The sequence below is a fragment of the Telluria sp. ZB4P36 genome (assembly GCF_059685865.1).
On sequence record NZ_JCASIE010000006.1, the window covers coordinates 39817 to 65720 of the forward strand.

Consider the following 25904-nt stretch of genomic DNA (forward strand, 5'->3'; position numbering starts at 1 on the left):
ACCGCCGTCCTTCACTGCCTGTCCCGACATGCTGGCTGGCGTGTGGGACCATGCCCGGAGGCGCTTGCGCCGGTAGCGCTGGCGCCCGGCCTGCCACTATCGCAGCAGGTCGTCGGCGGGCCCGGAGCTGCCCGCAAAACTGATGTAGTTTATACCAAACACTGTTCGAGTCCGCGGATAAATACGTCTTTTGGTAAATTTTTACCAATAAACACCATTTTACTGCCACGGGTTTCGGCTTCGCCCCACTTTGCCCCCAGGTCGCTGCCCATGATTTGATGCACGCCTTGGAACACGACCTTGCGGTCGGCGCCGGCCATCGACAGTACGCCCTTGTAGCGCAGCATTTGCGGGCCGAAGACCTGCACCATGCTGCCCAGGAACTGGTCGAGACGTTCCGGGTCGAAGGCGCGCTCGCTCTTGAACACGAAGGCGGCGATGTCGTCAGTATGGTGGCTATGGTGATGGTCGTGGTGCTTGCAATCCTCGCCGTGAACGTGGTCGTGGCCGCAGTGTTCGCCGTGCTCGTGATCATGCTCGTGATCGTGGCCTTCTTCGGCGCGCAGGAAGTCCGGGTCGAGCTCCAGCTTGTCGTTCAGGTTGAAACCGCGCAGGTCCAGCACCTCGGAAATCGGCGCACGGCCGAAATCGCTGGTGGAGATCGGCGCGCGCGGGTTGATGCGGTGCAGGCGCGCCTTCAGGGCATCGACGGCGGCGGCATCGACCAGGTCTATCTTCGAGAGCAGGATCTTGTCGGCAAAGCCGACCTGGCGCTGGGCTTCCTCGTGGCGGTCCAGCTGGTCCATCGCGTGGCGCGCATCGACCACGGTGACCACGGCATCGAGCATGTAGTTAGCGCCCACTTCTTCGTCCACGAAGAAGGTCTGCGCCACCGGACCCGGGTTGGCCAGGCCGGTGGTCTCGATGACCACGCGGTCGAAACTGATTTCGCCGGCGGCACGTTTCTGGGCCAGGCTGGTCAGCGCCACGATCAGGTCGCCGCGCACGGTGCAGCAGATGCAGCCGTTGTTCATCTCGACGATCTGCTCGCCGGTGTCGCGCACCAGGATCTCGTTGTCGATGTTTTCCTGGCCGAATTCGTTCTCGATGACCGCGATCTTCAGGCCATGCTCCTCGTGCAGGATGCGGTTGAGGAGGGTGGTCTTGCCCGCGCCGAGGAAGCCGGTGAGGATGGTGCTTGGGATTGGTTCCATTGTTCGCTTTGCTGTCGCTTGTGTCCGCATCACGGCGGAAGAATCGGGCGATTATGCCGGATTTCGTGCAACATCACCATTAACCGTGCGGCGTCTTGACGCGCCTCAAGCCATTGCCGCTTATTTGGCCTTGGCGCGCGGATGGGCCTTGTCATAGACGGCGGCCAGGTGCTGGAAGTCGAGCGCCGTATAGATCTGGGTCGAGGTGATGCTCGCATGCCCGAGCAGTTCCTGTACCGCGCGCAGGTCGCCCGAGGATTGCAGCACGTGCGAGGCGAAGGAGTGGCGCAATACGTGCGGGTGGACGTGCACCGGCGTGCCTGCGCGCAGTGCATGCGCCTTCAGGCGGGTCTGCACGACACGCGGCGTGATGCGGGTGCCGCGGGCGGACAGAAACAGCGCGGCGCTGCCGTCGCGGGCAATAGGCCGTACCGCCAGCCAGGCCGACAGCGCCGAGCGCGCCGGTGCGCCGACGGGTACGCGCCGCATGCGATTGCCCTTTCCGGTGACGATCACTTCGCCGGCTTGCAGGTCGAGCCAGCCGAGCGAGGCGGGCCGGCCATTGCCGCCTTCGGTATAGACCATGTCGAGGCCGGCGAGTTCCGACACCCGCAGGCCGCTCGAGTACAGCAGTTCGAACATGGCGCGGTCGCACAGTTCGGCCGGTTCCGGGTGGCCGTGGGCATTCCCTTCCATCAGCTGCACGGCGTCGTCGACCGACAGGGCCTTGGGCAGGGTCTTCGGGCGGCGCGGCGCGCGCACGCCCTCGACCGGGTTGGCGGCCAAGGCCACCTGGCGCGACAGCCAGTCGTAGAAGCCGCGCCAGCCGGACAGCTTGCGCGCGATCGAGCGCGCCGACTGGCCGCCGGCGTGCAGTCTGGCGGCGAAGCGGCGGATGTCGTGGTGGGTCAGTAACGGCCAGTCCTCGTGGCCGGCCAGGGTGGCAAGTTCCTGCAGGTCGCGGCGGTAGGCCGCGACCGTGTGCGGCGACAGCTGGCGCTGGGTAGTCAGCTCGCTCAGGTAGCGTGCGGGCCACTCCATCTGCGCCGCCGCCATGGTGTTCAGGCCCGCAGCGTCGCCAGCGCGGTGCTGGCGGTGGCCGCGATGTGGACCAGGAAGTCGGTCGCCATGGTCGCGGTGAAACGGTCGTCGTTCGGGGCGCCCAGCACCAGCAGGCCGAAGGTCTTGCCTTCGGCGGCCAGCGGCAACAGGACGGTCGAGCGGACCGCGGCCGGGTCGTCGAGCCAGCGCACCGCTTCGAAGTCGTTGTTCAGGCCGCAGTAGGGTGCACGCAGGCTGGAGGCGAACAGGCGCGCGTCGTCCGACACGCCGTTCGCGAACCAGGCATCGGCGTGCTCCGGCGCCAGGTTCCACAGACGCAGGGTGACCTGCGGCACCATGAATTCGGTACGCAGCGCGTCGACCAGGTCGCGCGCGATCGCGGCGCCGCCATGCGAGGAGAGCAAGGCCTGGTTCCAGGCGTGGAAGCGGTTGGCGATCGCGTGGTTTTCCTCGGCGCGGCGGGTCAGTTCGGCCAGGCGCAGTTCGAGGACGCGGTACTTGTCGCGCATGACTTCCATCTGGCGCTCCTGCAGCGACACGGCGCGGCCGGTCAGCGGGCTCGACAGCTTCACTTCGCCCAGCAGGCCGGCGTGCTCCTCGAAGAATTGCGGGTGGTCGATGAGGTATTGGGCAACGGCGTTGGCGTCGAGTGTCTCGATGGTCATGAAAATATGCAGAGGGAAAAGTTCGTCCGGCATTTTACCTGACAGGCGGATATCGACGGACAAAAAAAGACGCCCCGGAGGGCGTCTTTCATGCGGAAAGCAGAAGCTTAGAAGCGGTGACGGATGCCGATCTGCAGTGCACGGCCGTCTTCGCCCGGACGCTTGGTGAAGCCGCCCGGATTGCCGGCGGTGCCCGGAGCGTACTGGCCATCGTTCTGGTTACGGATGATGGCGGCGACGGTGTACAGGTCGGTGCGCTTCGACAGGAAGTGGTCGTAGCCGATTGCGTACAGGTCGGCGTCGCTGTTCGAGGCCAGGCGGTCATCCTGGTGCGCGTACGAGGCCATGATGCGGCCGCTGCCGAGCTTGTAGTGCGCGCCGACTTGCCAGCTGCGTGCGTCCTGCAGGGTGTTGCGGGTGATGTTGGTCACGAAGATGTTGCGCAGCGCAGCCTGGTTTGCCGCCGGCACGCCCTGCTGGGTCAGGACCGGGGTCACGCCGGCATCCCAGCCGCCGATGTAGTCGGCCAGCAGGGCCGAGTTCTGGTTGCGCTGGCTGTGGAAGCCGGCGAACAGTTTCCAGCTGTCGTCCAGGACGTAGGAACCGCCGACGGTCAGGGTGCGCAGGCTCGGACGGTTCTGCTGGTCGTAGCCGTGGTTGTAGCCCAGGCCGACGTCGAAGCCGTTGGCCTTGTAGGTCACGGCTGCGGCGCGGAACTTGTTGTAGCGGCCTAGGTAGCCCGAACCCTTCGGACCGTACATCAGCGATGCGCCGATGCCGTTCGGCAGGGCGATGCGGTACTGGACGGCTTCCTGCGAGCGGATGTCCGCGCCCAGTGCGGTGAAGCCGGCGGTGCCGCCGGTCACGTGGCCCCAGGTGCCGGCGGTGCCCGACTCGAAGGTGTCGGCCATGTTGAAGACTTCATAGCCCGGGGTGTACATGCGGCCCAGCAGGATGGCGCCGACCGGGGTGATCACGCCGACCATCGCGGTGCGGTCGAACAGGGCGCGTTCCTGGTTGACGGCCGGGCCGCCCGGCGGCTGGATCAGCGACTGCAGGCGCGAGCGGATCGCGACCGGGATCGCGTCCATGCCCTTGAGCAGGTAGGTGCCCGGATTGTCGTTCATCAGGGTCGGCTGCTGGGTACCGGTGTCGAGTTCGACGCGCGCTTCGAGATTGAAGATCGCCTTGTAGCCGTTGCCCAGGTCTTCAGTGCCCTTGAAACCAATGCGCGAACCGTCGGCGCCGCCGCTATAGATCTTGGTCGGGCCACCTTTCTGCCACATCACGCCGGCATCGGCGATACCGTAGATTTGCACGCTGGTCTGCGCGAAGGCCGAGGTTGCGAAACAGGTGCCGAGCAGCGCGGCCAGGATACTTTTCTTCATTGGGTCTCCAAATTATTTGCGAACGAGCGTTTTAATACGCGCCTTGCCAATATGCCATTGCTTAAGTGCACTGTACAGACTCCCGATGCAGGAGGTGGCGGCGCCTTGGCTGGCGTTGCTTAAAAACTACAGAACAGGGATGAAACGACGGGGGCGGGCATGGTCGCCCATGTCCGCCCCCGGTGCAGAGCGCAGGCCCGCAGGCCCGCGCCCGGATACGGCTTAGAACGAGTGATTCACGCCGACGTCGTAGTGGTTGACGGTCGACGGAATGGCGGTGGTGCCCTTCTTGCGCGATGCGTCCACGTACAGGTAGGTACGCTTCGACAGGCTGTACTCGTAGCCGAGCGACAGCTGCTTGACCTTCTGCAGGCCATCAGTGTCCTTGTGGCCATAGCCAGCCAGGAATTTGCCCGGGCCCATGGTGTAGTTAGCGCCCAGCACCCATGCCTTGGTGTTGGCGTTGGCGAAGCGGTTGTGCTCCTGGTCCTGCTTCGAGTACAGGCCCATCAGCTTCAGTTCCGGGGTGGCGGCGAACGATGCGCCGATCGACCAGACCTTCGACTCGATGGCGTTACGCTCGTAGCCGGCCATGAAGGCTGCCGGGCCGTTGTTGTAGGTACCGGTGATCGAGAACGGGTTGGCCGACGCTTCGGCGCCAACCGGGTACTGCGGCGCGGCCGGGGTGCCGCGGCCGATGACGGCCGGGCCACCGCCGCCTTCCTTGGTGGCGATGGCGGCGTTCAGCTGGAAGCCGCTGGTGACCGGCGAGTTGTACCAGACGCCGTTCGAGAAGCGGTTGCTCGAGTAGCCAGCCACGTCCAGCGGCTGCGAGCTGTAGCCGGCGACGGCCAGGTCGGTCCAGAAGCCGGCCGGGCTCGGCGAGGCGTGGAAGGGCTCGAAGGCGCCCACGGTTTCGTGGTACGGGGTCAGGCCGCGGCCGATGCGGACCATGCCGAAGTCGCCTTGCAGGCCGACGCGGGACTGGCCCTGGAACAGCGGACGCTGGGCGCCGTTGCCGCCGATTTCATTGGTGCCGGTGTCCGGCTCGTAGCGCATTTCCAGCTGGAACAGTGCCTTGAGGCCGTTGCCCAGTTCCTCAGTCCCTTTGAAACCCAGGGTGTTCGATGCACGCTTGCCGATGTTCAGGCTCTGGCCGCTGCGCTTGATGACGCCGGCGTCGATGGTGCCGTAGATCTGAACCGAGGTTTGTGCGTGTGCTGTGCCGGCAGCGAATGCGCCAAGCAGAGCGACGGCCATGAGGGAGTGTTTCATTATTCGTGTTTCCTTTTTCTTAATTAAATCTCAGCTTTATCCCTGGCATTGAGACGTAAATGTTAAATGCCCGGATAGCTGCACCTTAAATGCTTGAGTCGTCAAGATTGTCGGTTTTGTCAATTATGAAGGGCGTAGTTGGTCGAAAGCCAATAAATCCAATTGCGTTGTTGTATTTTTGGAACGCGCCTCAAAAACATGTAACAAATTGCTTCAGAGATACAGGCGAATAGCCAGACGGACGGGTTTGCGCCGTCTCAAGGAAGCCGGGAATTGAAACGGAGCGGGCACGGCGACGCCGTAGACTCTGCGTCACACTGAAGTGCGCGGCGACGGCAATCTGGAAATTCTTGTATATTGGCAACTTTTTTGGCGTGAAGCCCGTGCTGGCGCCGCCAGCAGCTGCCATCGTTTTCCGGTATTTGCCGTCATGGCCCCGCTGGCCGATTCCACACCAAGACAAGCAACAATGGCAAACCGCGAAGAACTGGCGATCATCCGCAACGCACGCGCCGGGCAGGCCGCTGCCCAGCTCGAACTAGGCAAGCTCTACTTGTTCGGCAGCGCCGGCTTGCCGCAGAGCCTGCCGACCGCGCTGCACTGGCTCGAGCGCGCTGCGCGGCAGGACTGCCAGCAGGCCTGGCAACTGATCGGCAACCACATTCCCCTGGCGCTGGCGCAGCCCGGCGCAGCGGCGCTCGCGCCCTGGTACGAGCGCGCCTACGACGACGGCAGCGTGCATGCCGGGCTCGTGTTCGCCCAGCTGGTGCTGGGCGATGGTGTCACCGGCGCCGCCATCCCGGCCGCGGCACCAGTGCTTGCCAAGGCCCTGCGTGCACTCGAAGACGCTGCCCGCGCCGGCTTCCCCGATGCGCAATGGCTGCTGGCGCGCCGCCGCGACGCCGTGCCGGTGCGGCCGGCCGGCACCGGGGCCCCGCTCTCGGCCCAGGGCTGGCTGCGGCGCGCGGCCGACAGCGGCGTGGCCGAGGCCCAGTCCGCCGTGCTCGACCAGGCCTGGAATGGCGGACACTGGGACGACTACCTGGTGCGCGCGCTGCCGCTGGCGCGCGCCGTGGTGCGCACTGCCGCCAGCCAGGACGGCGTGCACCGGCTGGCGCCGGGCGACATCGCCTTGCTGTCGCGGGTGGCGCGCCTGCTCGACGAAGGGCGGGGTACGGACATCCGGCATGATGCAAGCCGGCATGACGGTCCGCTCGCCCCGGATGAGGCCTTGTGCTTCTGGGAACTCGCCGCAGCCGAGCACGACCGCCACGCCCAGCTGGCGATGGGCCTGCGCTGCGCACGCATGGGCGTCGACGGCCGCCGCGTCGCCGCCGGCGGCGGCGCCGCCAATTTCAAGAAGGCGATCCGCTGGCTGACGCTGGCGGGCGAGCAGGGACTGGCCCAGGCCTGGTATGCGCTGTCGCGCATCTATATCAAGCCCGAGTTCTCGCAGCGCAATGTCGCCGACGCCCAGCGCTACCTCGAGCGTGCGGCCGAGATGGGTTACCGCGACGCCCAGCTCGAATGCGGCCACAACGCCTGGCGCGCGCGCCGCGAGAACGAGAACAACGATGTGCGTGCCGTCTACTGGCTGCAGAAGGCATCCGCCCAGGGCAGCACCGAAGCGCAGGCCTTGCTGCGCAAGATCGCCCCGCGCCTGTCCACGCCGCCCTATGCCGAGACCGGCAAGCTGCTGGCCGGGCACGAGAAGCTGCTGCAGGCGCACCCGCTGCTGCAGGCGAGGCTGGAGCTGGCGGCGCTGTTCGGCCTGTCGCGCGCCGAAGCGCTGTTGCTGGATGTGCCCGTCGCCGACCATGGCCACTGCCTGGTGATCGACATCCGCGCCAGCTACGGGCGCAGCAAGCGCCGCCTGGTGCTGGTCGACACGGCGCACGAACGCCACGCGCTCGACCGCATCGCGCGGCTGTTCGAGGGGATCGATTGCGGCCCGTCTGGACCCGAGGGAAATTACCGGCAGCGCCTGTACCGGCTGCGGACGCTGGTGGGATCGGCGGGCAAGGCCGAGGACGAAGGCGATGCGGCGGCGGAGATCGGGCTGGCAGCATAAGGAAGCCCGCGGCCGTTCTTTACTTGCGAAACATGTCCTTCGCCATGTCGACAAAGGCACGCGTCTGCGCCGGCAGCCAGGGAGCGCCGGAAAACACCAGGTTGACCTCGAGCGGCGCCGGACGGCACTCGGGCAGCACCTCGACCAGCTGGCCGGCATCGATCTCGGCCTGCACCAGCATGAGCGGGACCTGGATCAGGCCGAAGCCGGCCAGGGCCGCCTGGACCAGGGACTGGCCATCGTTGATGATCGCCTGGGCCCGCCAGGGAACCGACTCGGGCACCAGCTCCACCGGACGCGGCCGGCCAATGTCCGGCCGGCGGAAGAACACGCCCACATGATCCGCCAGGTCGGCCGGCAGGCGCGGCGTGCCGGCTTGCGCCAGATAGGCAGGCGAGGCGCACACGACGAGCGGCGTCACGGTGAGCGGCAGCGCGCGCAGGCTGCTGTCCTTGAGCTGGCCGAAACGCAGGGCCAGGTCGTTGCGGTCCCGCACCAGGTCGCTGTGGCCATCGCTGACGTTCAGGCAGAGTTGTACGCGCGGCCATGCCTGCCGGTAGCGCGCGAGCAGGGGCGAGAGCCAGGCCAGGATGCCGCTCGGGATCGACAGCCCCAGCTGCCCGGCCAGGCCCTCCGGTGCGGCAAGCTCCTGCTGTACCTGGTCGAGCCGTGTGATCAGCTCGCTCCACGCCTCGAAGGCCTGCTGGCCGCGCGCCGTCGGCGCCAGCCGGCGGTTGTCGCGTGCCAGCAGGCTGGTGCCGAGCTCCGCTTCCAGGCGCGCGATGTTCTTGCTGACGGCCGAAGGCGTGAGTCCGAGCAGGCGCGCGGCGCTGCTGATGCCGCCCGTGCGCACGACCTGCACGAAGCAACGCTGCTTGACGAGTTCCTGCGCGCCCGCGCCGGTGTTGAATTTGTGTCCAACTGGTTTGGACATGCTGTGCTGTTTCCCGTGTAAAGACGCGCGGCGATAATGCGCGCTCCAACCCTAGACTATTGGAGCTGCCATGCAAGTCCGCCACTCAGACGCCATCCCGGCCATTGAACTTCCAGGCCTGAAGCACCAGACGCTCGCTTCGCATGCGGGCCAGATCCATTCCTTCGAGGTATGGCAGCAGTCCCTGGGTCCGGGCGCCGCCACGCCCCTTCATCGGCACGACTGCGAGGAAGTTATCATATTTACAGGTGGATATGGAATCATGCGGCATGACGGCGTCGATACCCCGTGTGGCGCCGGCACGGTGCTCCTGTGCCAGCCCAACGAATTGCACCAGGTCGTGAACACGGGCGGTGAAGCGCTGACCCTCTACGGCATCCTGGCGGTGTCGCCGGTGCCGGTCGTCGACGAGCATGGCGCGGCGATTCCCTTGCCCTGGTGATCCGCGTCGTGCAGCTTCAGGCCGGGCCATCTGGCGGTCCATTGCCTCGAGTGGATGCGCTCCAGATACATGCCGTGTTTGTCGCTTGCAAAAGCTTCGGTCGGACGCACGACCAGCGCGAACAGGTCGTCCAGGCCGAAGGGGGCGGCGACATCGATACCTCCTTGCGCGTCCAGCCGGACGCCCACCGCGGTAGCGGTCTCGGGCCAATGCCGCATCGCATCCCTTGCGGATCGATACGGCCGGTCGCCATTACGCAGGTGCATGCGGGCCTGGTTCTTGACGGACCACCGGAGGCGATCGTCGCGGGCCAGCAAGCGCGTCTCGAGGGCGGCGTCATGTTCCGCTGCCACTTGCCCTGGATCGAACCAGATCACATCGATGTCCTGGGGCAGCGGCGATGCGGGATACTGGTGCAGATGGTCCCAGACACGGCTGCGGACGAAACCGGCAGCAACCCAGCAATCGGGCAAGCGGAGCGCCTGCACGGCACGGAGGACGCGCATGCGCCGCTCGTCGGCTGCGATCAGGGAGCGTAGTTGGGCAAGCTGATCCATCCTGCTGGCGCCGTCGGACCGCGCTTCAGATCTCGACTTCGCCTTCGAACACGGTTACCGCCGGCCCGCTCAGGTAGACCGGCTGTCCCGGTCCGGCCCATGCAATGCTGAGCTCACCGCCGCGCGCCGACACGCGTACCGGCGAATCGAGCAGGCCGCGCCGGATCCCGGCCACCACGGCGGCGCAGGCGCCGGTGCCGCAGGCCAGGGTCTCGCCGGCGCCGCGTTCGAACACGCGCAGGCGGATGTGGTGGCGGTCCACTACCTGCATGAAGCCGGCATTCACTTTCTTGGGGAAGCGCGCGTGGGTTTCGATCGCCGGGCCCATGGTCTCCACCGGCGCGGTATCGACGTTCTCCACCACCTGCACCGCATGCGGGTTGCCCATCGAGACCAGCGACACGAACACGGTCTTGCCGCCGACCGGCAGTGGCCAGGTGGTGTCCTCGCCCTCGGCCCAGCCTCCCAGGCCGGCGGCATCGAAAGGTACTTCGGCCGGATCCAGGCGCGGCGCGCCCATGTCCACCGTGACGCTGCCGTCGTCCTCGAGGCGCGGGGCGATGATGCCCTTCATGGTCTCGACGCGGATGCTGCGTTCGCTGGACAAGCCCTTGTCGCTGACGAAGCGGCCGAAGGCGCGCGCACCGTTGCCGCATTGCTCGACTTCGCCGCCGTCGCTGTTGAAGATGCGGTAGCGGAAGTCGCAGCCTTCGCTCACCGGGCGCTCGACCACCAGGACCTGGTCGGCGCCGATGCCGAAGCGCCGGTCCGCCAGGCGGCGCCATTGTTCCGCGCTCAGGTTGACGTCCTGGTGGATGGCGTCGACGACGATGAAGTCGTTGCCCGCGCCGTGCATCTTGGTGAATTTGAGTTTCATGTCTGTGTCAGTTCTGCTTCATTATTCGTAGAACGAGGGCTCGCCCGGCGGCCGGGTCTTGAAGCGCTTGTGCGTCCAGAAGTACTCGGCCGGGGCTTCGCGCACGCGCTCCTCGATGAAGGCATTCATGCGGCGGGTCGCTTCGACCATGTCGTCTCCCGGGTAATTCTCCCACGCCGGATAAAAACGCACACGCCAGCCCTGGTAATTCGGCAGGTAGGTGGCGACCACCGGGATCACCTTGGCCCCGGTGGTGGCCGCGATGCGGCCCAGCGCGGTGAGGGTGGCGGCCGGGATGCCGAAGAAGGGCACGAACTCGGCATCCTTCTCGCCGAAGTCCATGTCGGGCAGCATGAAGTAGGGCAGGCCGTCGCGCAGCGCGCGCAGGATCGGCTTGATGCCTTCCTTGCGCGTCACCAGGCGCACCGGACCGTAGCGTTCGCGGCCGTGGCGCAGCAGTCTGTCGAAGGCCGCGTTCTTCTGCGGCACGTACATGCTGCACACCGGGATCACGCGCGAGGCCACGCCGGCCACGTCGAGGCAGACGAAGTGCGGGCACAGCAGGATGGTCGGGCCGGCTTCCATCTCGGCCTGCGGCACGGCCGGCTCGACGTGGATCAGGCTGCGCACGCGCGCTTCCGGCGCCCACCACAGGATCGAACGTTCGAAGATGCTGCGCGCGTAGGCGCGGAAATGCTGCTTCGCGATCGCGTGGCGTTCGCGCTCGCTCAGCTCCGGCATGCACAGGCGCAGATTGGTGAGGGTGATGCGCCGGCGCTTGCCCATGATCCGGAACATCAGGCTGCCGACCGCTTCGCCGAAGCGGCCGAGGATGGGCAGCGGCAGGAAATGCAGCAGCCACAGGAAACCGAGCAGGAGCCTCATGCCGCGGCCCCGCTTTCCGGACCGGCCACGCCTTCCGGCTGCTTGTAGCGGTTATAGCTCCAGAAATACTGCGCCGGGCAGCGCGCGATCAGCTGCTCCATGGCGCGGTTGATGGACCCTGCCTGTTCCGCCGCCGAGCCTTCCAGGCTGCCCTCGAAGGGCACGAAACGCACGACATAGCCGCGGCCGTGCGCCAGCCGTTCGGCATACACCAGCAGGATGTCGGCCTTGCCCAGCTGCGCCAGCTTGGCCGGCAGGGTCATCGTATACGCAGTGCGGCCGAACCACGGTGCCCACACGCCTTCGCCCTCCTGCGGCACCTGGTCGGGCAGCAGGCCGATCGGTTCGCCGCTCTTGAGGGTCTTGGCCAGGATGCGCACGCCCGACAGGGTGGCCGGGGCCAGCTTCAGGTTGTGGCGTGCGCGGGCGCCTTCGACCAGCGGCTTGAGCGCGCTCTTGCGCGGCGGGCGGTACATGACGGTCAGCGCCGTGTGCAGGGCGATCTGCTGGGCCGTCATTTCGAAGCAGCCCAGGTGTGGCGTCAGGAAGACAATGCCGCGGCCGGCATCCAGGCGTTCCTGCACCAGCTCCCAGTTCTCGACGCTGGCATGGCGCGCGACACGCCGCGGATCGGCGCACCAGACGAAGGCCAGTTCGATGATGGCCTTGCCGGCTTCGGCGACGGCCGCGTTCAGGTGCTGCTCATAGCCGGCCTGGGCCAGGTTGGCGCGCAGGCGGCGGCGATACGAGCCGGACAGTAAATAGACGAGCCAGCCGAGGGCCGCGCCGATGGCATGCAATAATGGCAATGGAAATACCGATAGTGCACGGAATAAAAAAACTAACATGCGATTGACCAGGGTTGAAAGAAGGGGTCTTGGTAGAGCAAAATTCTTGGAGGAAGCGTAAAATACCACTTTATGCAGGATCCGCCGAGTTAATAGACAACTTGCGAAGCGGAATATAAATGTCGCTAAAGCGTCGCAGGCACCCGTTGCTGCGGCACGTTCAAAACACAGCAGTAACCGGAGCCCACATGTCCAACGACTATCTCTTCACGTCCGAATCCGTTTCCGAAGGCCACCCCGACAAGGTCGCCGACCAGATTTCCGACGCCATCCTCGACGCCATCCTGGAACAGGATCCGCGCGCGCGCGTCGCTGCCGAAACCCTGTGCAACACCGGCCTGGTGGTGCTGGCGGGTGAAATCACCACCCACGCCAACGTCGACTACATCCAGGTGGCGCGCAACACCATCAAGCGCATCGGCTACGACAACACCGAGTACGGCATCGACTACAAGGGTTGCGCCGTGCTGGTGGCCTACGACAAGCAGTCGCCTGACATCGCCCAGGGCGTCGACGAAGGCGCTGGCCTCGACCTCGACCAGGGCGCGGGCGACCAGGGCCTGATGTTCGGTTATGCCTGCGACGAGACCCCGGAACTGATGCCGGCCGCTATCTATTACTCGCACCGCCTGGTCGAGCGCCAGTCGCAGCTGCGCAAGGATGGCCGCCTGCCATGGCTGCGTCCGGACGCCAAGTCGCAGGTCACCCTGCGCTACGTCGACGGCCGCCCGGTGGCCGTGGACACCGTCGTGCTGTCGACCCAGCACGCACCGGAAATCTCGCACTCGCAAATCCAGGAAGCGGTGATCGAAGAGATCATCAAGCCGGTCCTGCCGCGCGAGTGGCTCGAAGGCACCAAGTTCCTGGTCAACCCGACCGGCCGCTTCGTCATCGGCGGCCCGCAGGGCGACTGCGGCCTGACCGGCCGCAAGATCATCGTCGACACCTATGGCGGCGCAGCTCCGCACGGCGGCGGCGCGTTCTCGGGCAAGGACCCATCCAAGGTCGACCGTTCGGCAGCCTACGCCGCACGCTACGTTGCCAAGAACATCGTGGCCGCCGGCCTGGCGCGCCAATGCCAGGTGCAGGTCAGCTACGCGATCGGCGTGGCGCGCCCGATCAACATCACCGTCTACACCGAAGGTACCGGCCTCATCTCCGACGAGAAGATCGCCCAGCTGGTGATGGAACACTTCGACCTGCGCCCGAAAGGCATCGTCCAGATGCTCGACCTGCTGCGCCCGATCTACGCCAAGACCGCGGCCTATGGCCACTTCGGCCGCGAAGAGCCGGAGTTCACCTGGGAACGCACCGACAAGGCGGCGCTGCTGCGCGCCGAAGCCGGCCTGGCGTAAGCCCTGGCAGCAACAGTGGCGGCCCACCAGGCCGCCACTCATGGTAAACTCGCCTATTCCGAGGAGCGTTGCGACGAAGATTCCCATCTTCGCCAGGCTCGGATATCAGCAACCGCGCTCACGTTACTTTTTTCAACCATTGAAAGGAGGGCGTGATGAGCGCCGTACTCAAAGACATCAACGATTTCCTCGTAGCAGACATCTCCCTGGCATCCTGGGGCGAGAAGGAAATCCGCATTGCAGAAACCGAAATGCCGGGCCTGATGGCGATCCGCGAGGAATACGCCGCCGCCCAGCCGCTGAAGGGCGCGCGCATCGCCGGTTCGCTGCACATGACCATCCAGACCGCGGTCCTGATCCGCACCCTGGAAGCCCTCGGCGCGCAAGTGCGCTGGGCATCGTGCAACATCTACTCGACCCAGGACCACGCTGCCGCCGCCATCGCCTCGGTCGGCACCCCGGTGTTCGCCGTCAAGGGCGAGACCCTGGACGAGTACTGGGAGTACACCCACCGGATCTTCGAATGGCCGGGCGATGGATCGGCTGCAACCCATGCCAACATGATCCTGGACGACGGCGGCGACGCCACCCTGCTGCTGCACCTGGGCGTGCGCGCGGAGAAGGACATCTCGGTGCTGGACAAGCCGGGCTCGGAAGAAGAAATCTGCCTGTTCAACTCGATCAAGGGCCGTCTCGCGCGTGATCCGGCCTGGTACTCGAAGCGCCTGCCATGCATCCTGGGCGTGACCGAAGAGACCACCACCGGCGTGCACCGCCTGTACCAGATGCACCAGGAAGGCAAGCTGGCCTTCCCGGCGATCAACGTCAACGACTCGGTCACCAAGTCGAAGTTCGACAACCTGTACGGCTGCCGCGAATCGCTGGTGGACGGCATCAAGCGCGCGACCGACGTCATGATCGCCGGCAAGATCGCCGTGATCGCCGGCTACGGCGATGTGGGCAAGGGCTCGGCCCAGGCCATGCGCGCGCTGTCGGCCCAGGTCTGGGTCACCGAGATCGACCCGATCTGCGCCCTGCAGGCCGCGATGGAAGGCTACCGCGTCGTGACCATGGACTATGCTGCCGAACACGGGGACATTTTCGTCACCTGCACCGGCAACTACCACGTCATCACCGAGCAGCACATGCTCAAGATGAAGGACCAGGCCATCGTCTGCAACATCGGCCACTTCGACAACGAGATCGAAGTTGCCGCACTCAAGAAGTACGAGTGGGAAAACATCAAGCCGCAGGTCGACCACGTGATTTTCCCGGACGGCAAGCGCATCATCCTGCTGGCCGAAGGCCGCCTGGTGAACCTCGGCTGCGGTACCGGCCACCCCTCCTACGTGATGAGCTCGTCGTTCGCGAACCAGACCATCGCCCAGATCGAACTGTTCGCCAACACCGCCAAGTACCCGGTCGGCGTCTACACGCTGCCGAAGCACCTGGACGAGAAGGTCGCACGCCTGCAACTGAAAAAGCTCAACGCCCAGCTGACCACGCTGACCGAAGAGCAAGCCGCCTATATCTCGGTGAGCAAGGAAGGTCCTTACAAGCCGGACCACTACCGTTATTAATCGGTAAGCAAACACTGCGGGCGCCGAGAGCGCCCGCGTACCACGAAAGTCGATGCGATGCGCCTGCTTGTTACCTGGCTGATCAATGCCCTGGCCCTGATGGCCCTGCCTTACCTGATGTCCTCCGTTTCCGTCACCAACTTCACGACCGCGCTGATCGCTGCGCTCGTGCTGGGACTGGTCAATACCCTGATCCGTCCCGTGCTGGTGGTCCTGACCCTGCCGGTGACCGTGATTTCGCTGGGCCTGTTCATCCTCGTCATCAACGCCGTCCTGTTCTGGCTGGTATCGCACTGGATCGAGGGCTTTGAAGTGGCCGGATTCTGGTCGGCCTTCCTGGCAGCCATCCTGTACAGCATCATTTCGTGGGCGCTTTCTACCTTGATCCTCAAAGACAAAGATGGAAACCCATAATTTCAGTATCGAGTTCTTCCCGCCGAAAACGGACGAAGGCGCCGAGAAGCTGCGTGTCGTGCGCCAGAAGCTGGCCGACCTGCGGCCCAAATACTTCTCGGTGACCTTCGGCGCCGGCGGCACTACCCAGCAGGGCACCTTGCAGACCGTGCTCGAGATCAAATCCGAAGGGCACGAAGCGGCGCCGCACCTGTCCTGCGTCGGCGGCACCCGGGAGTCGCTGCGCGCCATCCTGCAGCAGTTCCAGGACAATGGCATCCGCCGCCTGGTCGCGCTGCGCGGCGACCTGCCGAGCGGCTATGGCGGCGGCGGTGAATTCCGCTACGCCAACGAGCTGGTCGAGTTCATCCGCAAGGAAACCGGCGACTGGTTCCATATCGAAGTCGCGGCCTATCCGGAAATGCACCCGCAGGCCCGTTCGCCCCAGGACGACCTGCAAGCCTTCGCGCGCAAGGTGCAAGCCGGCGCGAATGCCGCGATCACCCAGTATTTCTATAACGCGGACGCGTATTTCGACTTCGTCGACAATGCGCGCAAGCTGGGCGTGGATGTGCCGGTGGTGGCGGGCATCATGCCGATCACCAACTACACGCAGCTGATGCGCTTCTCGGACATGTGCGGCGCCGAGATCCCGCGCTGGGTGCGCAACAAGCTGGCCAGCTTCGGCGACGACTCCGCCTCGATCAAGGCCTTCGGCCTGGACGTGGTTACCAGCCTGTGCGAACGCCTGCTGGCGGGCGGTGCGCCGGGCTTGCACTTCTACAGCATGAACCAGGCGGCGGCGACCACCGCGATCTGGCAGCGGCTGGTGAAGTAATTCGTAGGGAGGGTCGGCGATGCCTGCCCTCCCTATACTTCGGTAATGATCTCATCGAGCGGAATGTCATATTCCCCGATCCCGAATTCCGCCTGCTGGCACGCATACGCGATGCCCAGCGTCCTCGGCCTTGGCTGCGCAGCCAGCGTCCTGTCATAAAACCCGCCCCCGTACCCCAGCCGGTAGCCGCGTGCATCGAAGCCCAGGCAGGGAATCAAGAGCACATCCGGCCGCTCCACTGTCCGCAATTCCGCCGGCACCGCCACGCCCAGGCTGTCCGCCACGGTCGGCTCGCCCGGCACCCATTCGGCAAAGCCAAGCGCCGCATCGCGTGCCAGCACGACAGGCAGAGCCAGCCGTACGCCTGCCTCGGCCAATTCCGCGTAGGCTGGACGCAAGTCGGGTTCGCCGGCGAGGGGCCAATAGACCGCCAGCCTGCTGCCCTGATTGGCTTGCCACCAGGCCAGCACGCGCGCCCCGATGCGGTCGTCCCAGGCGCGTTTCGTGTCGTGGTCGATGGCGCGGCGCCTTTCCTTGAGCATCCGGCGCAAGCCTGGTTTGTCCAGCATCGCGCTTGCGCCTGCGTCTGGCAGAAGCCCGGGGGCGCATGGTATTCTTGATTCGCCGGTCATGGTTTGAATGCAGCGTACATTGAGAGTTGTGGATGTTTCAATCGAGATTGACAACCGGCTCCCTGCCGGTCGCCCTTGCTGTCGTTTTTGCAATGTGGACGCTGCCTGCAGGCATAGTCCACGCCGAGTCCGCCCCTGCCGTGGGGCAGGCCGCCCAGTCCGTTCCACCGGTGCCGCCCGGCGCGCCGACCGTGCCCACGGCACCCGCGGCAGCCCCGGCAATCGATACGCGTGCCGACGACGACAACTTCCTGCTGCTGCGCGAAGCCGCGCGCAAGAACGACGCCGCGGGCACCAACGCCCTTGCATCGCGCCTGCCGCCGAACTATTCGCTGGCGTCCTACGTGGACTATTATCGTCTGAAACCCCGGATACGCGACGCCAGCGCTGAGGAAATCCGCGAGGCCCTGCGCCGCCACGAGGGCACGGCCGCCGCCGAACTGCTGCGCAGCGAATGGCTGCTCGAGATGGGCCGCCGGCGCGACTGGGTCGGCTTCGAGCGTGAAGTCGGGCAGCTGGCCGGCAGCAACCTGCAACTGCGCTGCTACGCCCTGCTGGCACGCGCCAGCCGCGGCGAAGCGGTGGCACAGGAAGCACGCGGCCTGCTGCTCGATCCGGAGTACTACGGCGAAGCCTGCGCCGCCCTGATCGCCCAACTGGTGCAAGACCGCCAGTTCACCGAGGATGACCTGCGCTGGCAGCTGCGCCTCGCCGGCGAGGCCGACGCCACCGGCCCGGCGCGCCGGGCCGCAGCTTTGCTTGGCGCCTCCGATACCCGCGCCGCCCAGGCGGTCGATGCACCCGCGGTGGCGATGGCGCGCGGGATCGGCAAGACCCCTGCCGAGCGCGCCATCTACCTGGTGGCGATCGGCCGCATGGCGCGCACCAGTCTCAAGGTGGCCACGGTCGCGCTGGAGAAAAACAGTCCGTCACTGAGTGCCGAAGAACGCGCCGTCGGCTGGGCCAGCATCGCGCATGCGGCCTCGATCAGGCTGGAGCCCGAGGCCTACACGTGGTGGCAGCGCGCCAACGGCATCCGGCTGACCAGCGAGCAACTGCAGTGGAAGACCCGCATCGCCCTGCGCCGCGGCGACTGGAAGACCGTGCGCGCGACCATCGAGGCGATGCCCCCGAACCTGCGCGCCGACGGCGCCTGGGTCTACTGGCTGGCGCGGGCCGACAAGCACGAGGGCAGGACTGCCGAAGCCAACGCGGCCTTCGAGCGCATCGCCAGTCCGCATAACTTTTATGGGCAGCTGGCGCTGGACGACCTCGGCCGGCAGGTGGTGGCGCCGCCGCCGGCCGCGGCGGTCAGTGCGGACGAGCTGGCGCAGGCAGGCGCCAACCCGAGCCTGCAGCGCGCGCTGAAGTTCTATGCCTTGCGCCTGCGCGCGGAAGGCAACCGCGAATGGAACTGGGGGCTGCGCGGCATGTCTGACCGTCAGTTGCTGGCCGCCGGAGAACTCGCTCGCCGCAATGACCTGCTCGACCGTACGGTCGAGACCTCGCTGCGCACCCGAACCGAACTCGACTACGCACAGCGTTTCCCGGCGCCGCACCTGGACGTGCTGCACCCGACCGCGCAGGGCCTGGGCCTCGACAAGGCCTGGGTCTACGGCCTGATCCGCCAGGAGTCGCGCTTCATCAGCGATGCGCGCTCCGGCGTCGGCGCCTCCGGCCTGATGCAGGTGATGCCCGCCACCGGCAGGTGGGTGGCGGCCAAGATTGGGATGGACAACTTCGTGCACGGCATGCTCAACGACCTGCGGACCAATATCACGCTCGGCGCCAATTACATGAACATGGTGCTGGAGAACTTCGACGGCGATGAAATCCTCGCCACCGCCGCCTACAACGCCGGCCCTTCGCGCGCCCGTGCCTGGCGCGGCGTGCTCGACCAGCCGATGGAAGGCGCGGTGTTCGTCGAATCGATCCCGTTCTCCGAAACCCGCGGCTACGTGCGCAACGTGCTGGCCAATGCCACCAACTACGCCGCCGTGTTCGAAAACAAGCCGCAGTCGATCCGGACCCGGGTGCGTCCCGTGCAGCCGCGCGAGCGCGTATCCATCCTGCCCTGAATCCCACTGAGGAGAACGGCCATGCGCGAACAGTACGTGGTGGTCATCGGCGGTACCGGCTTCATCGGCGGCCACCTGCTGGCGCGCCTGGCGGCGGACGGCGTCAGCACGCGGGTCGCGGCGCGCCACTACGAGCGCGCCAAGCACCTCACCACCTTGCCCTACCTCGACCTGGAGCTGGCCGACATCCACGACGACGCCACGCTGCGCCGCCTGCTGGCGGGAAGCACGGCCGTCATCAACCTGGTCGGCGTGCTGCACGGCGGCCACGGCAGGCCCTACGGCCCGGGCTTCCGGCGCCTGCACGTGGACCTGCCGCGCCGCATCGCCGAGGCGTGCCGCGACGTGGGCGTGGCGCGCTACCTGCACATGAGCGCGCTCGGCGCCAGCCCCCGGGGTGCCTCGATGTACCAGCGCTCCAAGGCCGACGGCGAGCTGGCGGCGTGCAGCCAGCCGCAGGTGGCGAGCACCATCTTCCGTCCCTCGGTGGTGTTCGGGCCGGGCGACCATTTCCTCACCATGTTCGCCAGGCTCCAGCGCCACCTGCCGGTGCTGCCGCTGGCCCGTCCGGACGCGCGCTTCCAGCCGGTGTACGTGGAAGACGTGGCCGCCGCCTTTTCCCTGGCCCTGCGCGAACCGCAGACGCGCGGCGCCACCATCGAACTGGGCGGCCCGAGGGTCTACACCCTGGCCGAGCTGGTGCACCTGGCCGGCCGCTACAGCGGCCACGAACGGCGCGTGCTGGGGCTGCCCGACTGGGCCGCGCGCCTGCAGGCGCGGCTATTCGAGCTGCTGCCCGGCGAGCCCGTGATCAGCCGCGACAACCTCGATTCGATGAAGACGGATAATGTCGTCGATCCGCGTACGCAAGCCTTGACAGCGGAGGCGCTGGGAATCAAGCTGACGTCGCTCGAAGCCGCCGCGCCGCACTACCTGGCCACGCCGCGCGGCCTGGACGATTACCGCGAGCACGCAGGCCGCTGATTTCACCCACCCACTCATAGGACGCCATGCAGACCATCGAACTCGACCCGACCCTGTCTTCCACCCTCGAGCAGGCCCGCCAGCCCGGCCTGACCCTCGTCATCGGCAACAAGAACGTGTCGTCGTGGTCGATGCGGCCCTGGGTGGCCGCGGTGGCGTTCGGGATTCCGTTCACCGAGGTCCGCGTCCTGCTCGACAAGCCCGACACCGCCGCCAACATCGCGCGCTACTCGCATGCGGGCCGGGTGCCGGTGCTGCTGGCGGGCGAGATGACGATCTGGGACAGCCTGGCCATCGTCGAATACCTGGCCGAGCAGTTCCCGGACAAGCACATGTGGCCGCAGGACGTCGCCGCGCGCGCGCTGGCGCGTTCGGTCGTGGCCGAGATGCACTCCGGCTTCAGTGAGCTGCGCACCGCGATGACCATGAACATCCAGGCGCGGCTGCCGGGACGCGGCCGCACACCGGGTGCCCAGGCCGACATCGGCCGCATCTGCGAGATCTGGGAAGACTGCCTGGCGCGCTTCGGCCACCACGGCTTCCTGTTCGGCGAGTTCTCGATCGCCGACGCCTTCTATGCCCCGGTGGTATGCCGCTTCCAGACCTATGGCGTGGCCCTGGCCCCGGCGCTGCAGGCTTATTGCGAGCGCGTGCTGGCCCACCCGGCGGTGGCGCGCTGGGTCGACGAAGCGATGCGCGAGGACGATGCGACCCCGCTGCACGACCTCGAGCTGCCGCAGGAATAAGCGCATGCGCAGCTACGTGGTCGGCGGCGCCGTGCGCGACGAACTGCTCGGGCGGCAGGTAACGGACCGCGACCACGTGGTGGTCGGCGCCACCCCGGAGCAGATGGTGGCGCAGGGCTTCCGCCCGGTCGGCAAGGACTTCCCGGTCTTCCTGCATCCCGAGACGCACGAGGAATACGCGCTGGCCCGCACCGAACGCAAGACCGCGCCCGGCTATCACGGCTTCGTGTTCCACACTTCACCCGAGGTCACGCTCGAGGACGACCTGGTGCGGCGCGACCTGACCATCAATGCCATGGCGCGCGCCGAGGACGGCAGCATCGTCGATCCCTACGATGGCCAGGCCGACCTGCGCGACCGCATCTTCCGCCACGTGTCGGGCGCCTTCGCCGAAGACCCGGTGCGCATCCTGCGCCTGGCGCGCTTCGCCGCGCGCTTTCCGGATTTTCGCGTGCACGAGACCACCCTCGCGCTGATGCAGGGCATGGTCGCGGCGGGGGAGGTCGACGCCCTGGTGCCCGAGCGCGTGTGGCAGGAACTGGCGCGCGGGCTGATGGAAGAACGGCCTTCGCGCATGTTCGCCGTGCTGCGCGACTGCGGCGCATTGAAACGCATCCTGCCCGAGCTCGACGCCCTGTGGGGCGTGCCGCAACCGCCGCTGCACCATCCGGAAGTCGACACGGGCGTGCACGTCATGCTGGTGATCGACTACGCCGCGTCGCAGGCGCTGCCGCTGGAAGTGCGCTTCGCTGCCCTGGTGCACGACCTGGGCAAGGGCATCTCCCCAAGCGAAACCTGGCCGGCCCACCACGGCCACGAATTCGAGGGCATGAAACTGGTCACGGCCGTGTGCAAGCGCCTGAAGGTGCCCAATGAATGCCGCGACCTGGCCCTGATGACCGCGCGCGAGCACGGCAACGTGAGCCGCGCCCTCCAGCTGCGGGCGAATACCATCGTCACCCTGTTCGAGCGCTGCGACGCCTTCCGCAAGCCGGAGCGCTTCGCGCAGATGCTGCTGGCCTCAGAATGCGATGCGCGCGGGCGCGGGCACGAGGAGCATCCGATGCGCTTCCAGGACTATCCGCAGCGGCCGCATTTGCAGCGCACCCTCGACGCGGCACGCGCCGTGAACGCCGGCGAAGTCGCGGCGCGCTTCGCCGATGACCGGCAGAAGATTCCGGAAGCGGTGCATGCGGCGCGCGTCTCGGCCGTCAAGGCGGCGCTGCGGGAACCGTAAGATGGCTGTCCACCCTACAGTGCACGACTGAACCGCCAGGTTTTGCTATCCTTCTTCGGATAAGAAAGTCAACATGATGTAACGGAGGAAAGATGGTTGCCGTGCTGGCGCAGCGCGTAGCGAGCTTGAAACCGCGTCGCCGCCTGCAACTTGCCGGCCTGGCGGTGCTGGTGCTGGCCTTGCTGCTCGCCTACTTCTATATCCGCTCGGAAGGAACCGATCCCGAAGTCCGCAACGATGTGATGCTCAACCTGCGCGAGCTCGAAAAGCTCGACGCGGAATGGGACGCCAACATCCTGCGCGCCCACATCGGCCGCGCGCCCGTCACCCCGCATCTGACCACCCAGCTGCCTCGCATGCACGACCTGCTGGCTCGCCTCGGCGAGGTGGTGCCGGAAGCCGCCGGGCCGTCCGTGGACAAGTCGTATACCCAATTGCGCGACGCGATACAGCGCAAGGAACTGCTCACCGCCCAGTTTGCACGCCATAACCCGCCGCTGCGCGAGGCCCTGACTTTCCTCCCGCCGGCCGTGGCCGACCTGAAGACCGAACTGGGCGGCATCGAGGGCGCGCTGGCGCCGGCCCGCCTCGTGGTCCGGCTGGATGCCTCGCTGAATGCGCTGCTGACCGAAGTCCTGCGCTACAACGTCGTCCCCAGCCCGCCGCTGGCGGCGCGCATCGACGAGACCCTGGGCGACATCGCGGCCCAGCAGATCGCGTTCTCGCCGGCGCTGGTCGAGAAGATGGACGCCATCATCAAGGCCGCGCGCGTGATCCTGGAGAAACGCCCGCTGGAAAACCGGCTGGAGGCGCAGATTGCCGCCACCGCCACCGGCGCCGCCCTCGACGGCCTGGGGCGCGAGTTCGACCGCTCCTTCGATGCCGCGCTGGCGGTGCGCGAGCGCTACCGCGGCTACCTGTTCGCCTACTCGGCCTTCCTGCTGCTGCTGCTGGCCTATGCCGGCATGCGCCTGCGGCGAACCTACCGCATCATCGGCGAGGTCAACCACCGCCTGCAGGCGGCCAACGAAAACCTCGAGCACCGCGTGGCCGAGCGCACCGCCGAGCTGGAAGCGCAGTCGAAGCAGCTCGAACGCCTGGCCCAGCACGACAGCCTGACCGGCCTGATCAACTACCGCCAGCTGACCCGCCTGCTCGAGCGGGCGCTGGCCCGGGCCACCCGCCGCGATTCGGTGGTGGTCATCATGTTCATCGACCTCGACGGCTTCAAGGCCGTGAACGACACCTACGGCCACGCCACCGGCGACCTGGTGCTGCAGATGGTGGCGCGCCGGGTGCAGGAGAAGCTGCGCGCCGAGGATGCGCTGGCGCGCCTGGGCGGCGACGAGTTCGTCATCATGCTGGAAGAGGTTGCCTCGCGCGAAGGCGCCTTGCGCGTGGCCCAGCTGGCGCTCGACCAGATCAAGTCGGTGACCGAGGCGGACGGCAATCCGGTCAGGATTTCGGCCAGCATCGGCATCTCGAGCGCGCGCGGGCAAGTGGGGGCGGCGCGCGGCTCGGCGGCGCTGCTGGCCGAAGCCGACAAGGCGATGTACGAGGCCAAGCAGGCCGGCAAGGGCGTGTTCGTGGTCAGTCCGCAAGCGCAGTGGATCGTGCCGGTGCAGAGCAGCGCTTCACAGTAGAATCCGCTACAATGCGATTATGTTGCACTGCACAAAAGAATGCCCACCATGTTCGACAATGCGCTCTTTCGCTGGCTGAAGGGCTTCGGCGGCAAGCCTGGCCGCCCGACCGTGCTCGTCAAGGAACTGGGCGAGCGTGACCGCCGCCGCATCCTGCGCCATTTCCTGGCGCTGGACGACAACGACCGCCTGCTGCGCTTCGGCAGCGTCATTCCCGACGACGCGATCGCCAAGTACGTCGAAAAGATCGATTTCAGGCACGACATCGTGTTCGGCGTGGTCAGTCGCGTATTCCAGCTGGTCGGGGTAGGCCACCTGGCCTTCGCCAAGGCCGACCAGGGCAAGCCGACGCAGAAGGAGCGGGTGGCGGAGTTCGGCGTGTCGGTGTCGAAGTCGGCGCGCGGCCAGGGCGTCGGCTCGCGCCTGTTCCAGCGCGCGGCCATCCACTGCCGCAATGCGGACGTGGACACCCTGTACATGCAATGCCTGACCTCGAACCAGACCATGATGCACATCGCGCGCAAGGCGGGGATGGAGATCAAGCGCGAGTACGGCGAGGCGGATGCCTACCTGCAGCTGCCGCCGCCGAGCCCGGCGAGCGTGATGGCGGAGGCGCTGGAAGAGCAGTGGGCGGTGATCGATTACACCGTCAAGGCCAATGCGCGCGCCGCCACCAAGTGGCTGTCACCCAGGAAGAAACCTTAGGACGAGACCAGGGTAATGGTCGTTGCGACATTACCGCGTGACGCTTTCGAATACGGGCAAGTCCGGTGCGCGGTATCGACCAGCGCCTGCGCCGTGTCGGCGGGCAGATCGGGCAGCCGCACCCGCAAGCGGGCGCGCAGGAAATAACCGTCGTCCCCATGGCACAGGTCGACCTCGGCATCCCCTCCCGTCTCCTGCGGCAGGCGTATGTCGAGCCCGCGCGCGGCGTGCTGCAGTGCGCCGATGAAGCAGGCCGACCAGCCGGCAGCGAACAACTGTTCCGGATTGCTGCCCAAACCACCGGACCCGGGCGGCGACAGGGCGATGTCGAGGCGCCCGTCATCACTGCGCGTGCTGCCGCTGCGGCCGCCGGTCGTGCGGGTCTTGCCGGTATATAGAACCTTCGTGTGATCGTTCATGATGTTTCCTTGTTCGGTATGAGGGTGTGTTTTCATTGCCTGACGTGCGTTAGATCCATTGAGCGACATCCAGGATGGCCTGGGCAAACTCGCGCGGCGCCTCCTGCGGCAGGTTGTGGCCGATGCCGCCGTCCAGGTGGCGGTGTTCGTAACGGCCCGTGAAGCGTTTGGCGTAATCCTTCGGATTCGGGTGCGGCGCGCCGTTGGCCGCGCCTTCCATGCTGATGCTGGGCACCGTCACCGGCGGGAAGGCGGCCAGCCTGCGCTCCAGGGCATCGTAGCGGGCTTCTCCCGGCGCCAGGCCCAGGCGCCAGCGGTAATTGCTGACCGAGATTGCGACGTGGTCCGGGTTATCCAGGGATCTGGCCGAGCGCGCGAAGGTGGCGTCGTCGAATTTCCATTCGGGCGACGCCAGTTCCCAGATCAAGCGTGCGAAGGCATGCGTGTGTTCGTGGTAGCCGAGTTCCCCGCGTGGCGTCGCGAAGTAATACTGGTACCACCACTGCAGTTCGGCTTTCGGCGGCAAGGGCTTGCGGTTGGCTTCCTGGCTGCCGATCAGGTAGCCGCTGACGGTCACCAGGGCGTGGAAGCGTTGCGGCCACAGGGCGGCCAGGGTGGTGGCGATGCGCGCACCCCAGTCGAAACCGGCGACGATGGCCTTGTCCACCCCGAGGGCGTCGAGGAAGGCGACGGCATCCGCCGTGAAGCTGGCCTGCTGGCCGTTGCGCGGCGTATCCGCCGACAGGAAGCGCGTGCTGCCGTAGCCGCGCAGGTGCGGGATGATGACCCGGTAGCCGGCGGCGGCCAGGATCGGCGCGACGTCGATGAAGGCGTGGATGTCATAGGGCCAGCCGTGGAACAGGACGATCGGATGGCCGTCGCGCGGGCCGGTGTCGACGTAACCCACGTCCAGCACGCCGGCCCGGACCTGGCGGAGGCTGGTAAAGGTGGTGGTGGCCGGCGAGATGCCGGTAGCGGCAGCGGCGCTGATCCCCGGGATCATGCCCAGCTGGGCGGCGGCCAGGCCGAGCGAGGCGGTATTCAGGAAGCCGCGGCGTTTCAGGTTGGTGGTCATG

The 25904-nt window shown here is 66.6% G+C and carries 25 protein-coding genes and 1 riboswitch; of the genes, 12 read left to right on the forward strand and 13 right to left on the reverse strand.

Annotation, left to right across the window (positions count from 1 at the left end; translation table 11 throughout):
- Positions 1–149: 149 nt before the first annotated feature.
- From AC56LK_RS10665 to AC56LK_RS10685, 5 genes are all read right to left on the reverse strand, one after another.
- Complete coding sequence (locus AC56LK_RS10665) at positions 150–1214, reverse strand: CobW family GTP-binding protein (protein WP_497184522.1); 1065 nt, start codon at positions 1212–1214, stop codon at positions 150–152.
- A 120-nt stretch (positions 1215–1334) separates the two neighbouring features.
- Complete coding sequence (gene xerC / locus AC56LK_RS10670) at positions 1335–2255, reverse strand: tyrosine recombinase XerC (RefSeq protein ID WP_497184523.1); 921 nt, start codon at positions 2253–2255, stop codon at positions 1335–1337.
- A gap of 20 nt (positions 2256–2275) precedes the next feature.
- The gene (locus AC56LK_RS10675; protein ID WP_497184524.1) at positions 2276–2941 is read right to left on the reverse strand and encodes a DUF484 family protein; all 666 of its coding nucleotides are present in this window, start codon (positions 2939–2941) and stop codon (positions 2276–2278) included.
- A 107-nt stretch (positions 2942–3048) separates the two neighbouring features.
- The gene (locus tag AC56LK_RS10680; protein ID WP_497184525.1) at positions 3049–4329 is read right to left on the reverse strand and encodes a porin; all 1281 of its coding nucleotides are present in this window, start codon (positions 4327–4329) and stop codon (positions 3049–3051) included.
- 222 nt (positions 4330–4551) lie between these two features.
- Positions 4552–5604, reverse strand: coding sequence for a porin (locus AC56LK_RS10685; RefSeq protein WP_497184526.1), 1053 nt, complete (start codon positions 5602–5604; stop codon positions 4552–4554).
- A gap of 469 nt (positions 5605–6073) precedes the next feature.
- Between AC56LK_RS10685 and AC56LK_RS10690 the strand changes: the two genes are divergently transcribed.
- Positions 6074–7675, forward strand: a complete 1602-nt coding sequence (locus tag AC56LK_RS10690) for a tetratricopeptide repeat protein (RefSeq protein WP_497184527.1) — start codon at positions 6074–6076, stop codon at positions 7673–7675.
- Positions 7676–7694: 19 nt separating this feature from the next.
- Here AC56LK_RS10690 and AC56LK_RS10695 read toward each other — a convergent pair whose 3' ends face one another.
- Positions 7695–8609 (reverse strand): LysR family transcriptional regulator, encoded by a 915-nt coding sequence (locus tag AC56LK_RS10695; protein WP_497184528.1) that lies wholly within the window; start codon positions 8607–8609, stop codon positions 7695–7697.
- A gap of 70 nt (positions 8610–8679) precedes the next feature.
- Between AC56LK_RS10695 and AC56LK_RS10700 the strand changes: the two genes are divergently transcribed.
- Positions 8680–9051, forward strand: a complete 372-nt coding sequence (locus AC56LK_RS10700) for a cupin domain-containing protein (protein ID WP_497184529.1) — start codon at positions 8680–8682, stop codon at positions 9049–9051.
- On the opposite strand, the gene AC56LK_RS10705 is transcribed toward AC56LK_RS10700, so the two are convergent.
- The 4 genes from AC56LK_RS10705 to AC56LK_RS10720 are packed head-to-tail and all read right to left on the reverse strand — an operon-like array spanning position 8979 to position 12218.
- A complete protein-coding gene (locus tag AC56LK_RS10705; RefSeq protein ID WP_497184530.1) occupies positions 8979–9608 on the reverse strand; it encodes a nucleotidyltransferase family protein in 630 nt (209 codons plus the stop codon). The genes AC56LK_RS10700 and AC56LK_RS10705 overlap by 73 nt on opposite strands.
- Before the next feature lie 25 nt (positions 9609–9633).
- A complete protein-coding gene (gene dapF / locus AC56LK_RS10710; RefSeq protein WP_497184531.1) occupies positions 9634–10485 on the reverse strand; it encodes a diaminopimelate epimerase in 852 nt (283 codons plus the stop codon).
- Between the two features lie 21 nt (positions 10486–10506).
- On the reverse strand, positions 10507–11370 hold the full coding sequence (locus AC56LK_RS10715; protein ID WP_497184532.1) for an LpxL/LpxP family acyltransferase: 864 nt from the start codon (positions 11368–11370) through the stop codon (positions 10507–10509).
- On the reverse strand, positions 11367–12218 hold the full coding sequence (locus AC56LK_RS10720; protein ID WP_497184533.1) for a lysophospholipid acyltransferase family protein: 852 nt from the start codon (positions 12216–12218) through the stop codon (positions 11367–11369). Before AC56LK_RS10720 ends, AC56LK_RS10715 begins: the two co-directional genes overlap by 4 nt.
- Before the next feature lie 188 nt (positions 12219–12406).
- Between AC56LK_RS10720 and metK the strand changes: the two genes are divergently transcribed.
- The 4 genes from metK (at position 12407) to metF (ending at position 16384) form a co-directional block, all read left to right on the forward strand.
- Positions 12407–13573, forward strand: coding sequence for a methionine adenosyltransferase (metK, locus tag AC56LK_RS10725; RefSeq protein ID WP_497184534.1), 1167 nt, complete (start codon positions 12407–12409; stop codon positions 13571–13573).
- A gap of 54 nt (positions 13574–13627) precedes the next feature.
- Positions 13628–13700: riboswitch (S-adenosyl-L-homocysteine riboswitch) on the forward strand.
- A 28-nt stretch (positions 13701–13728) separates the two neighbouring features.
- Positions 13729–15153 carry an adenosylhomocysteinase gene (gene ahcY / locus AC56LK_RS10730; protein ID WP_497184535.1) on the forward strand — a complete coding sequence of 475 codons (1425 nt, stop codon included), beginning with the start codon at positions 13729–13731 and terminating at the stop codon, positions 15151–15153.
- Positions 15154–15210: 57 nt separating this feature from the next.
- Positions 15211–15567 carry a phage holin family protein gene (locus tag AC56LK_RS10735; RefSeq protein ID WP_497184536.1) on the forward strand — a complete coding sequence of 119 codons (357 nt, stop codon included), beginning with the start codon at positions 15211–15213 and terminating at the stop codon, positions 15565–15567.
- Positions 15554–16384 (forward strand): methylenetetrahydrofolate reductase [NAD(P)H], encoded by an 831-nt coding sequence (gene metF / locus AC56LK_RS10740; RefSeq protein ID WP_497184537.1) that lies wholly within the window; start codon positions 15554–15556, stop codon positions 16382–16384. Before AC56LK_RS10735 ends, metF begins: the two co-directional genes overlap by 14 nt.
- A 32-nt stretch (positions 16385–16416) precedes the next feature.
- Here metF and AC56LK_RS10745 read toward each other — a convergent pair whose 3' ends face one another.
- A complete protein-coding gene (locus AC56LK_RS10745) occupies positions 16417–16953 on the reverse strand; it encodes a 5-formyltetrahydrofolate cyclo-ligase (RefSeq protein ID WP_497184538.1) in 537 nt (178 codons plus the stop codon).
- 254 nt (positions 16954–17207) lie between these two features.
- Between AC56LK_RS10745 and AC56LK_RS10750 the strand changes: the two genes are divergently transcribed.
- From AC56LK_RS10750 to AC56LK_RS10775, 6 genes are all read left to right on the forward strand, one after another.
- Positions 17208–19094: a lytic transglycosylase domain-containing protein gene (locus tag AC56LK_RS10750; protein ID WP_497184539.1), complete on the forward strand. Its 1887-nt coding sequence runs from the start codon at positions 17208–17210 to the stop codon at positions 19092–19094.
- Between the two features lie 21 nt (positions 19095–19115).
- Positions 19116–20078: a complex I NDUFA9 subunit family protein gene (locus AC56LK_RS10755; RefSeq protein ID WP_497184540.1), complete on the forward strand. Its 963-nt coding sequence runs from the start codon at positions 19116–19118 to the stop codon at positions 20076–20078.
- 26 nt (positions 20079–20104) lie between these two features.
- Positions 20105–20824, forward strand: coding sequence for a glutathione S-transferase family protein (locus AC56LK_RS10760; protein WP_497184541.1), 720 nt, complete (start codon positions 20105–20107; stop codon positions 20822–20824).
- A gap of 4 nt (positions 20825–20828) precedes the next feature.
- Complete coding sequence (locus AC56LK_RS10765; protein ID WP_497184542.1) at positions 20829–22061, forward strand: multifunctional CCA addition/repair protein; 1233 nt, start codon at positions 20829–20831, stop codon at positions 22059–22061.
- A gap of 125 nt (positions 22062–22186) precedes the next feature.
- Positions 22187–23704 (forward strand): DAHL domain-containing protein, encoded by a 1518-nt coding sequence (locus tag AC56LK_RS10770; protein ID WP_497184543.1) that lies wholly within the window; start codon positions 22187–22189, stop codon positions 23702–23704.
- 48 nt (positions 23705–23752) lie between these two features.
- Positions 23753–24409 (forward strand): GNAT family N-acetyltransferase, encoded by a 657-nt coding sequence (locus AC56LK_RS10775; protein WP_497184645.1) that lies wholly within the window; start codon positions 23753–23755, stop codon positions 24407–24409.
- Here AC56LK_RS10775 and AC56LK_RS10780 read toward each other — a convergent pair.
- Both AC56LK_RS10780 and AC56LK_RS10785 read right to left on the reverse strand, forming a co-directional pair.
- On the reverse strand, positions 24406–24828 hold the full coding sequence (locus AC56LK_RS10780) for an organic hydroperoxide resistance protein (RefSeq protein WP_497184544.1): 423 nt from the start codon (positions 24826–24828) through the stop codon (positions 24406–24408). The genes AC56LK_RS10775 and AC56LK_RS10780 overlap by 4 nt on opposite strands.
- 49 nt (positions 24829–24877) lie before the next feature.
- Positions 24878–25903, reverse strand: coding sequence for an alpha/beta fold hydrolase (locus AC56LK_RS10785; protein WP_497184545.1), 1026 nt, complete (start codon positions 25901–25903; stop codon positions 24878–24880).
- Position 25904 lies beyond the last annotated feature (1 nt).

Coding starts and splice junctions, on each gene's coding strand:
- dapF (WP_497184531.1), bottom strand. CDS start 10,485: ATGAAACTCAAATTCACCAAGATGCACGGCGCGGGCAACGACTTCATC.
- AC56LK_RS10745 (WP_497184538.1), bottom strand. CDS start 16,953: ATGCTGGACAAACCAGGCTTGCGCCGGATGCTCAAGGAAAGGCGCCGC.
- metK (WP_497184534.1), top strand. CDS start 12,407: ATGTCCAACGACTATCTCTTCACGTCCGAATCCGTTTCCGAAGGCCAC.
- AC56LK_RS10705 (WP_497184530.1), bottom strand. CDS start 9,608: ATGGATCAGCTTGCCCAACTACGCTCCCTGATCGCAGCCGACGAGCGG.
- xerC (WP_497184523.1), bottom strand. CDS start 2,255: ATGGAGTGGCCCGCACGCTACCTGAGCGAGCTGACTACCCAGCGCCAG.
- AC56LK_RS10755 (WP_497184540.1), top strand. CDS start 19,116: ATGCGCGAACAGTACGTGGTGGTCATCGGCGGTACCGGCTTCATCGGC.
- AC56LK_RS10685 (WP_497184526.1), bottom strand. CDS start 5,604: ATGAAACACTCCCTCATGGCCGTCGCTCTGCTTGGCGCATTCGCTGCC.
- ahcY (WP_497184535.1), top strand. CDS start 13,729: ATGAGCGCCGTACTCAAAGACATCAACGATTTCCTCGTAGCAGACATC.
- AC56LK_RS10680 (WP_497184525.1), bottom strand. CDS start 4,329: ATGAAGAAAAGTATCCTGGCCGCGCTGCTCGGCACCTGTTTCGCAACC.
- AC56LK_RS10785 (WP_497184545.1), bottom strand. CDS start 25,903: ATGACCACCAACCTGAAACGCCGCGGCTTCCTGAATACCGCCTCGCTC.
- AC56LK_RS10765 (WP_497184542.1), top strand. CDS start 20,829: ATGCGCAGCTACGTGGTCGGCGGCGCCGTGCGCGACGAACTGCTCGGG.
- AC56LK_RS10735 (WP_497184536.1), top strand. CDS start 15,211: ATGCGCCTGCTTGTTACCTGGCTGATCAATGCCCTGGCCCTGATGGCC.
- AC56LK_RS10665 (WP_497184522.1), bottom strand. CDS start 1,214: ATGGAACCAATCCCAAGCACCATCCTCACCGGCTTCCTCGGCGCGGGC.
- AC56LK_RS10720 (WP_497184533.1), bottom strand. CDS start 12,218: ATGTTAGTTTTTTTATTCCGTGCACTATCGGTATTTCCATTGCCATTA.
- AC56LK_RS10690 (WP_497184527.1), top strand. CDS start 6,074: ATGGCAAACCGCGAAGAACTGGCGATCATCCGCAACGCACGCGCCGGG.
- AC56LK_RS10675 (WP_497184524.1), bottom strand. CDS start 2,941: ATGACCATCGAGACACTCGACGCCAACGCCGTTGCCCAATACCTCATC.
- AC56LK_RS10775 (WP_497184645.1), top strand. CDS start 23,753: ATGTTCGACAATGCGCTCTTTCGCTGGCTGAAGGGCTTCGGCGGCAAG.
- AC56LK_RS10715 (WP_497184532.1), bottom strand. CDS start 11,370: ATGAGGCTCCTGCTCGGTTTCCTGTGGCTGCTGCATTTCCTGCCGCTG.
- AC56LK_RS10700 (WP_497184529.1), top strand. CDS start 8,680: ATGCAAGTCCGCCACTCAGACGCCATCCCGGCCATTGAACTTCCAGGC.
- metF (WP_497184537.1), top strand. CDS start 15,554: ATGGAAACCCATAATTTCAGTATCGAGTTCTTCCCGCCGAAAACGGAC.
- AC56LK_RS10780 (WP_497184544.1), bottom strand. CDS start 24,828: ATGAACGATCACACGAAGGTTCTATATACCGGCAAGACCCGCACGACC.
- AC56LK_RS10695 (WP_497184528.1), bottom strand. CDS start 8,609: ATGTCCAAACCAGTTGGACACAAATTCAACACCGGCGCGGGCGCGCAG.
- AC56LK_RS10760 (WP_497184541.1), top strand. CDS start 20,105: ATGCAGACCATCGAACTCGACCCGACCCTGTCTTCCACCCTCGAGCAG.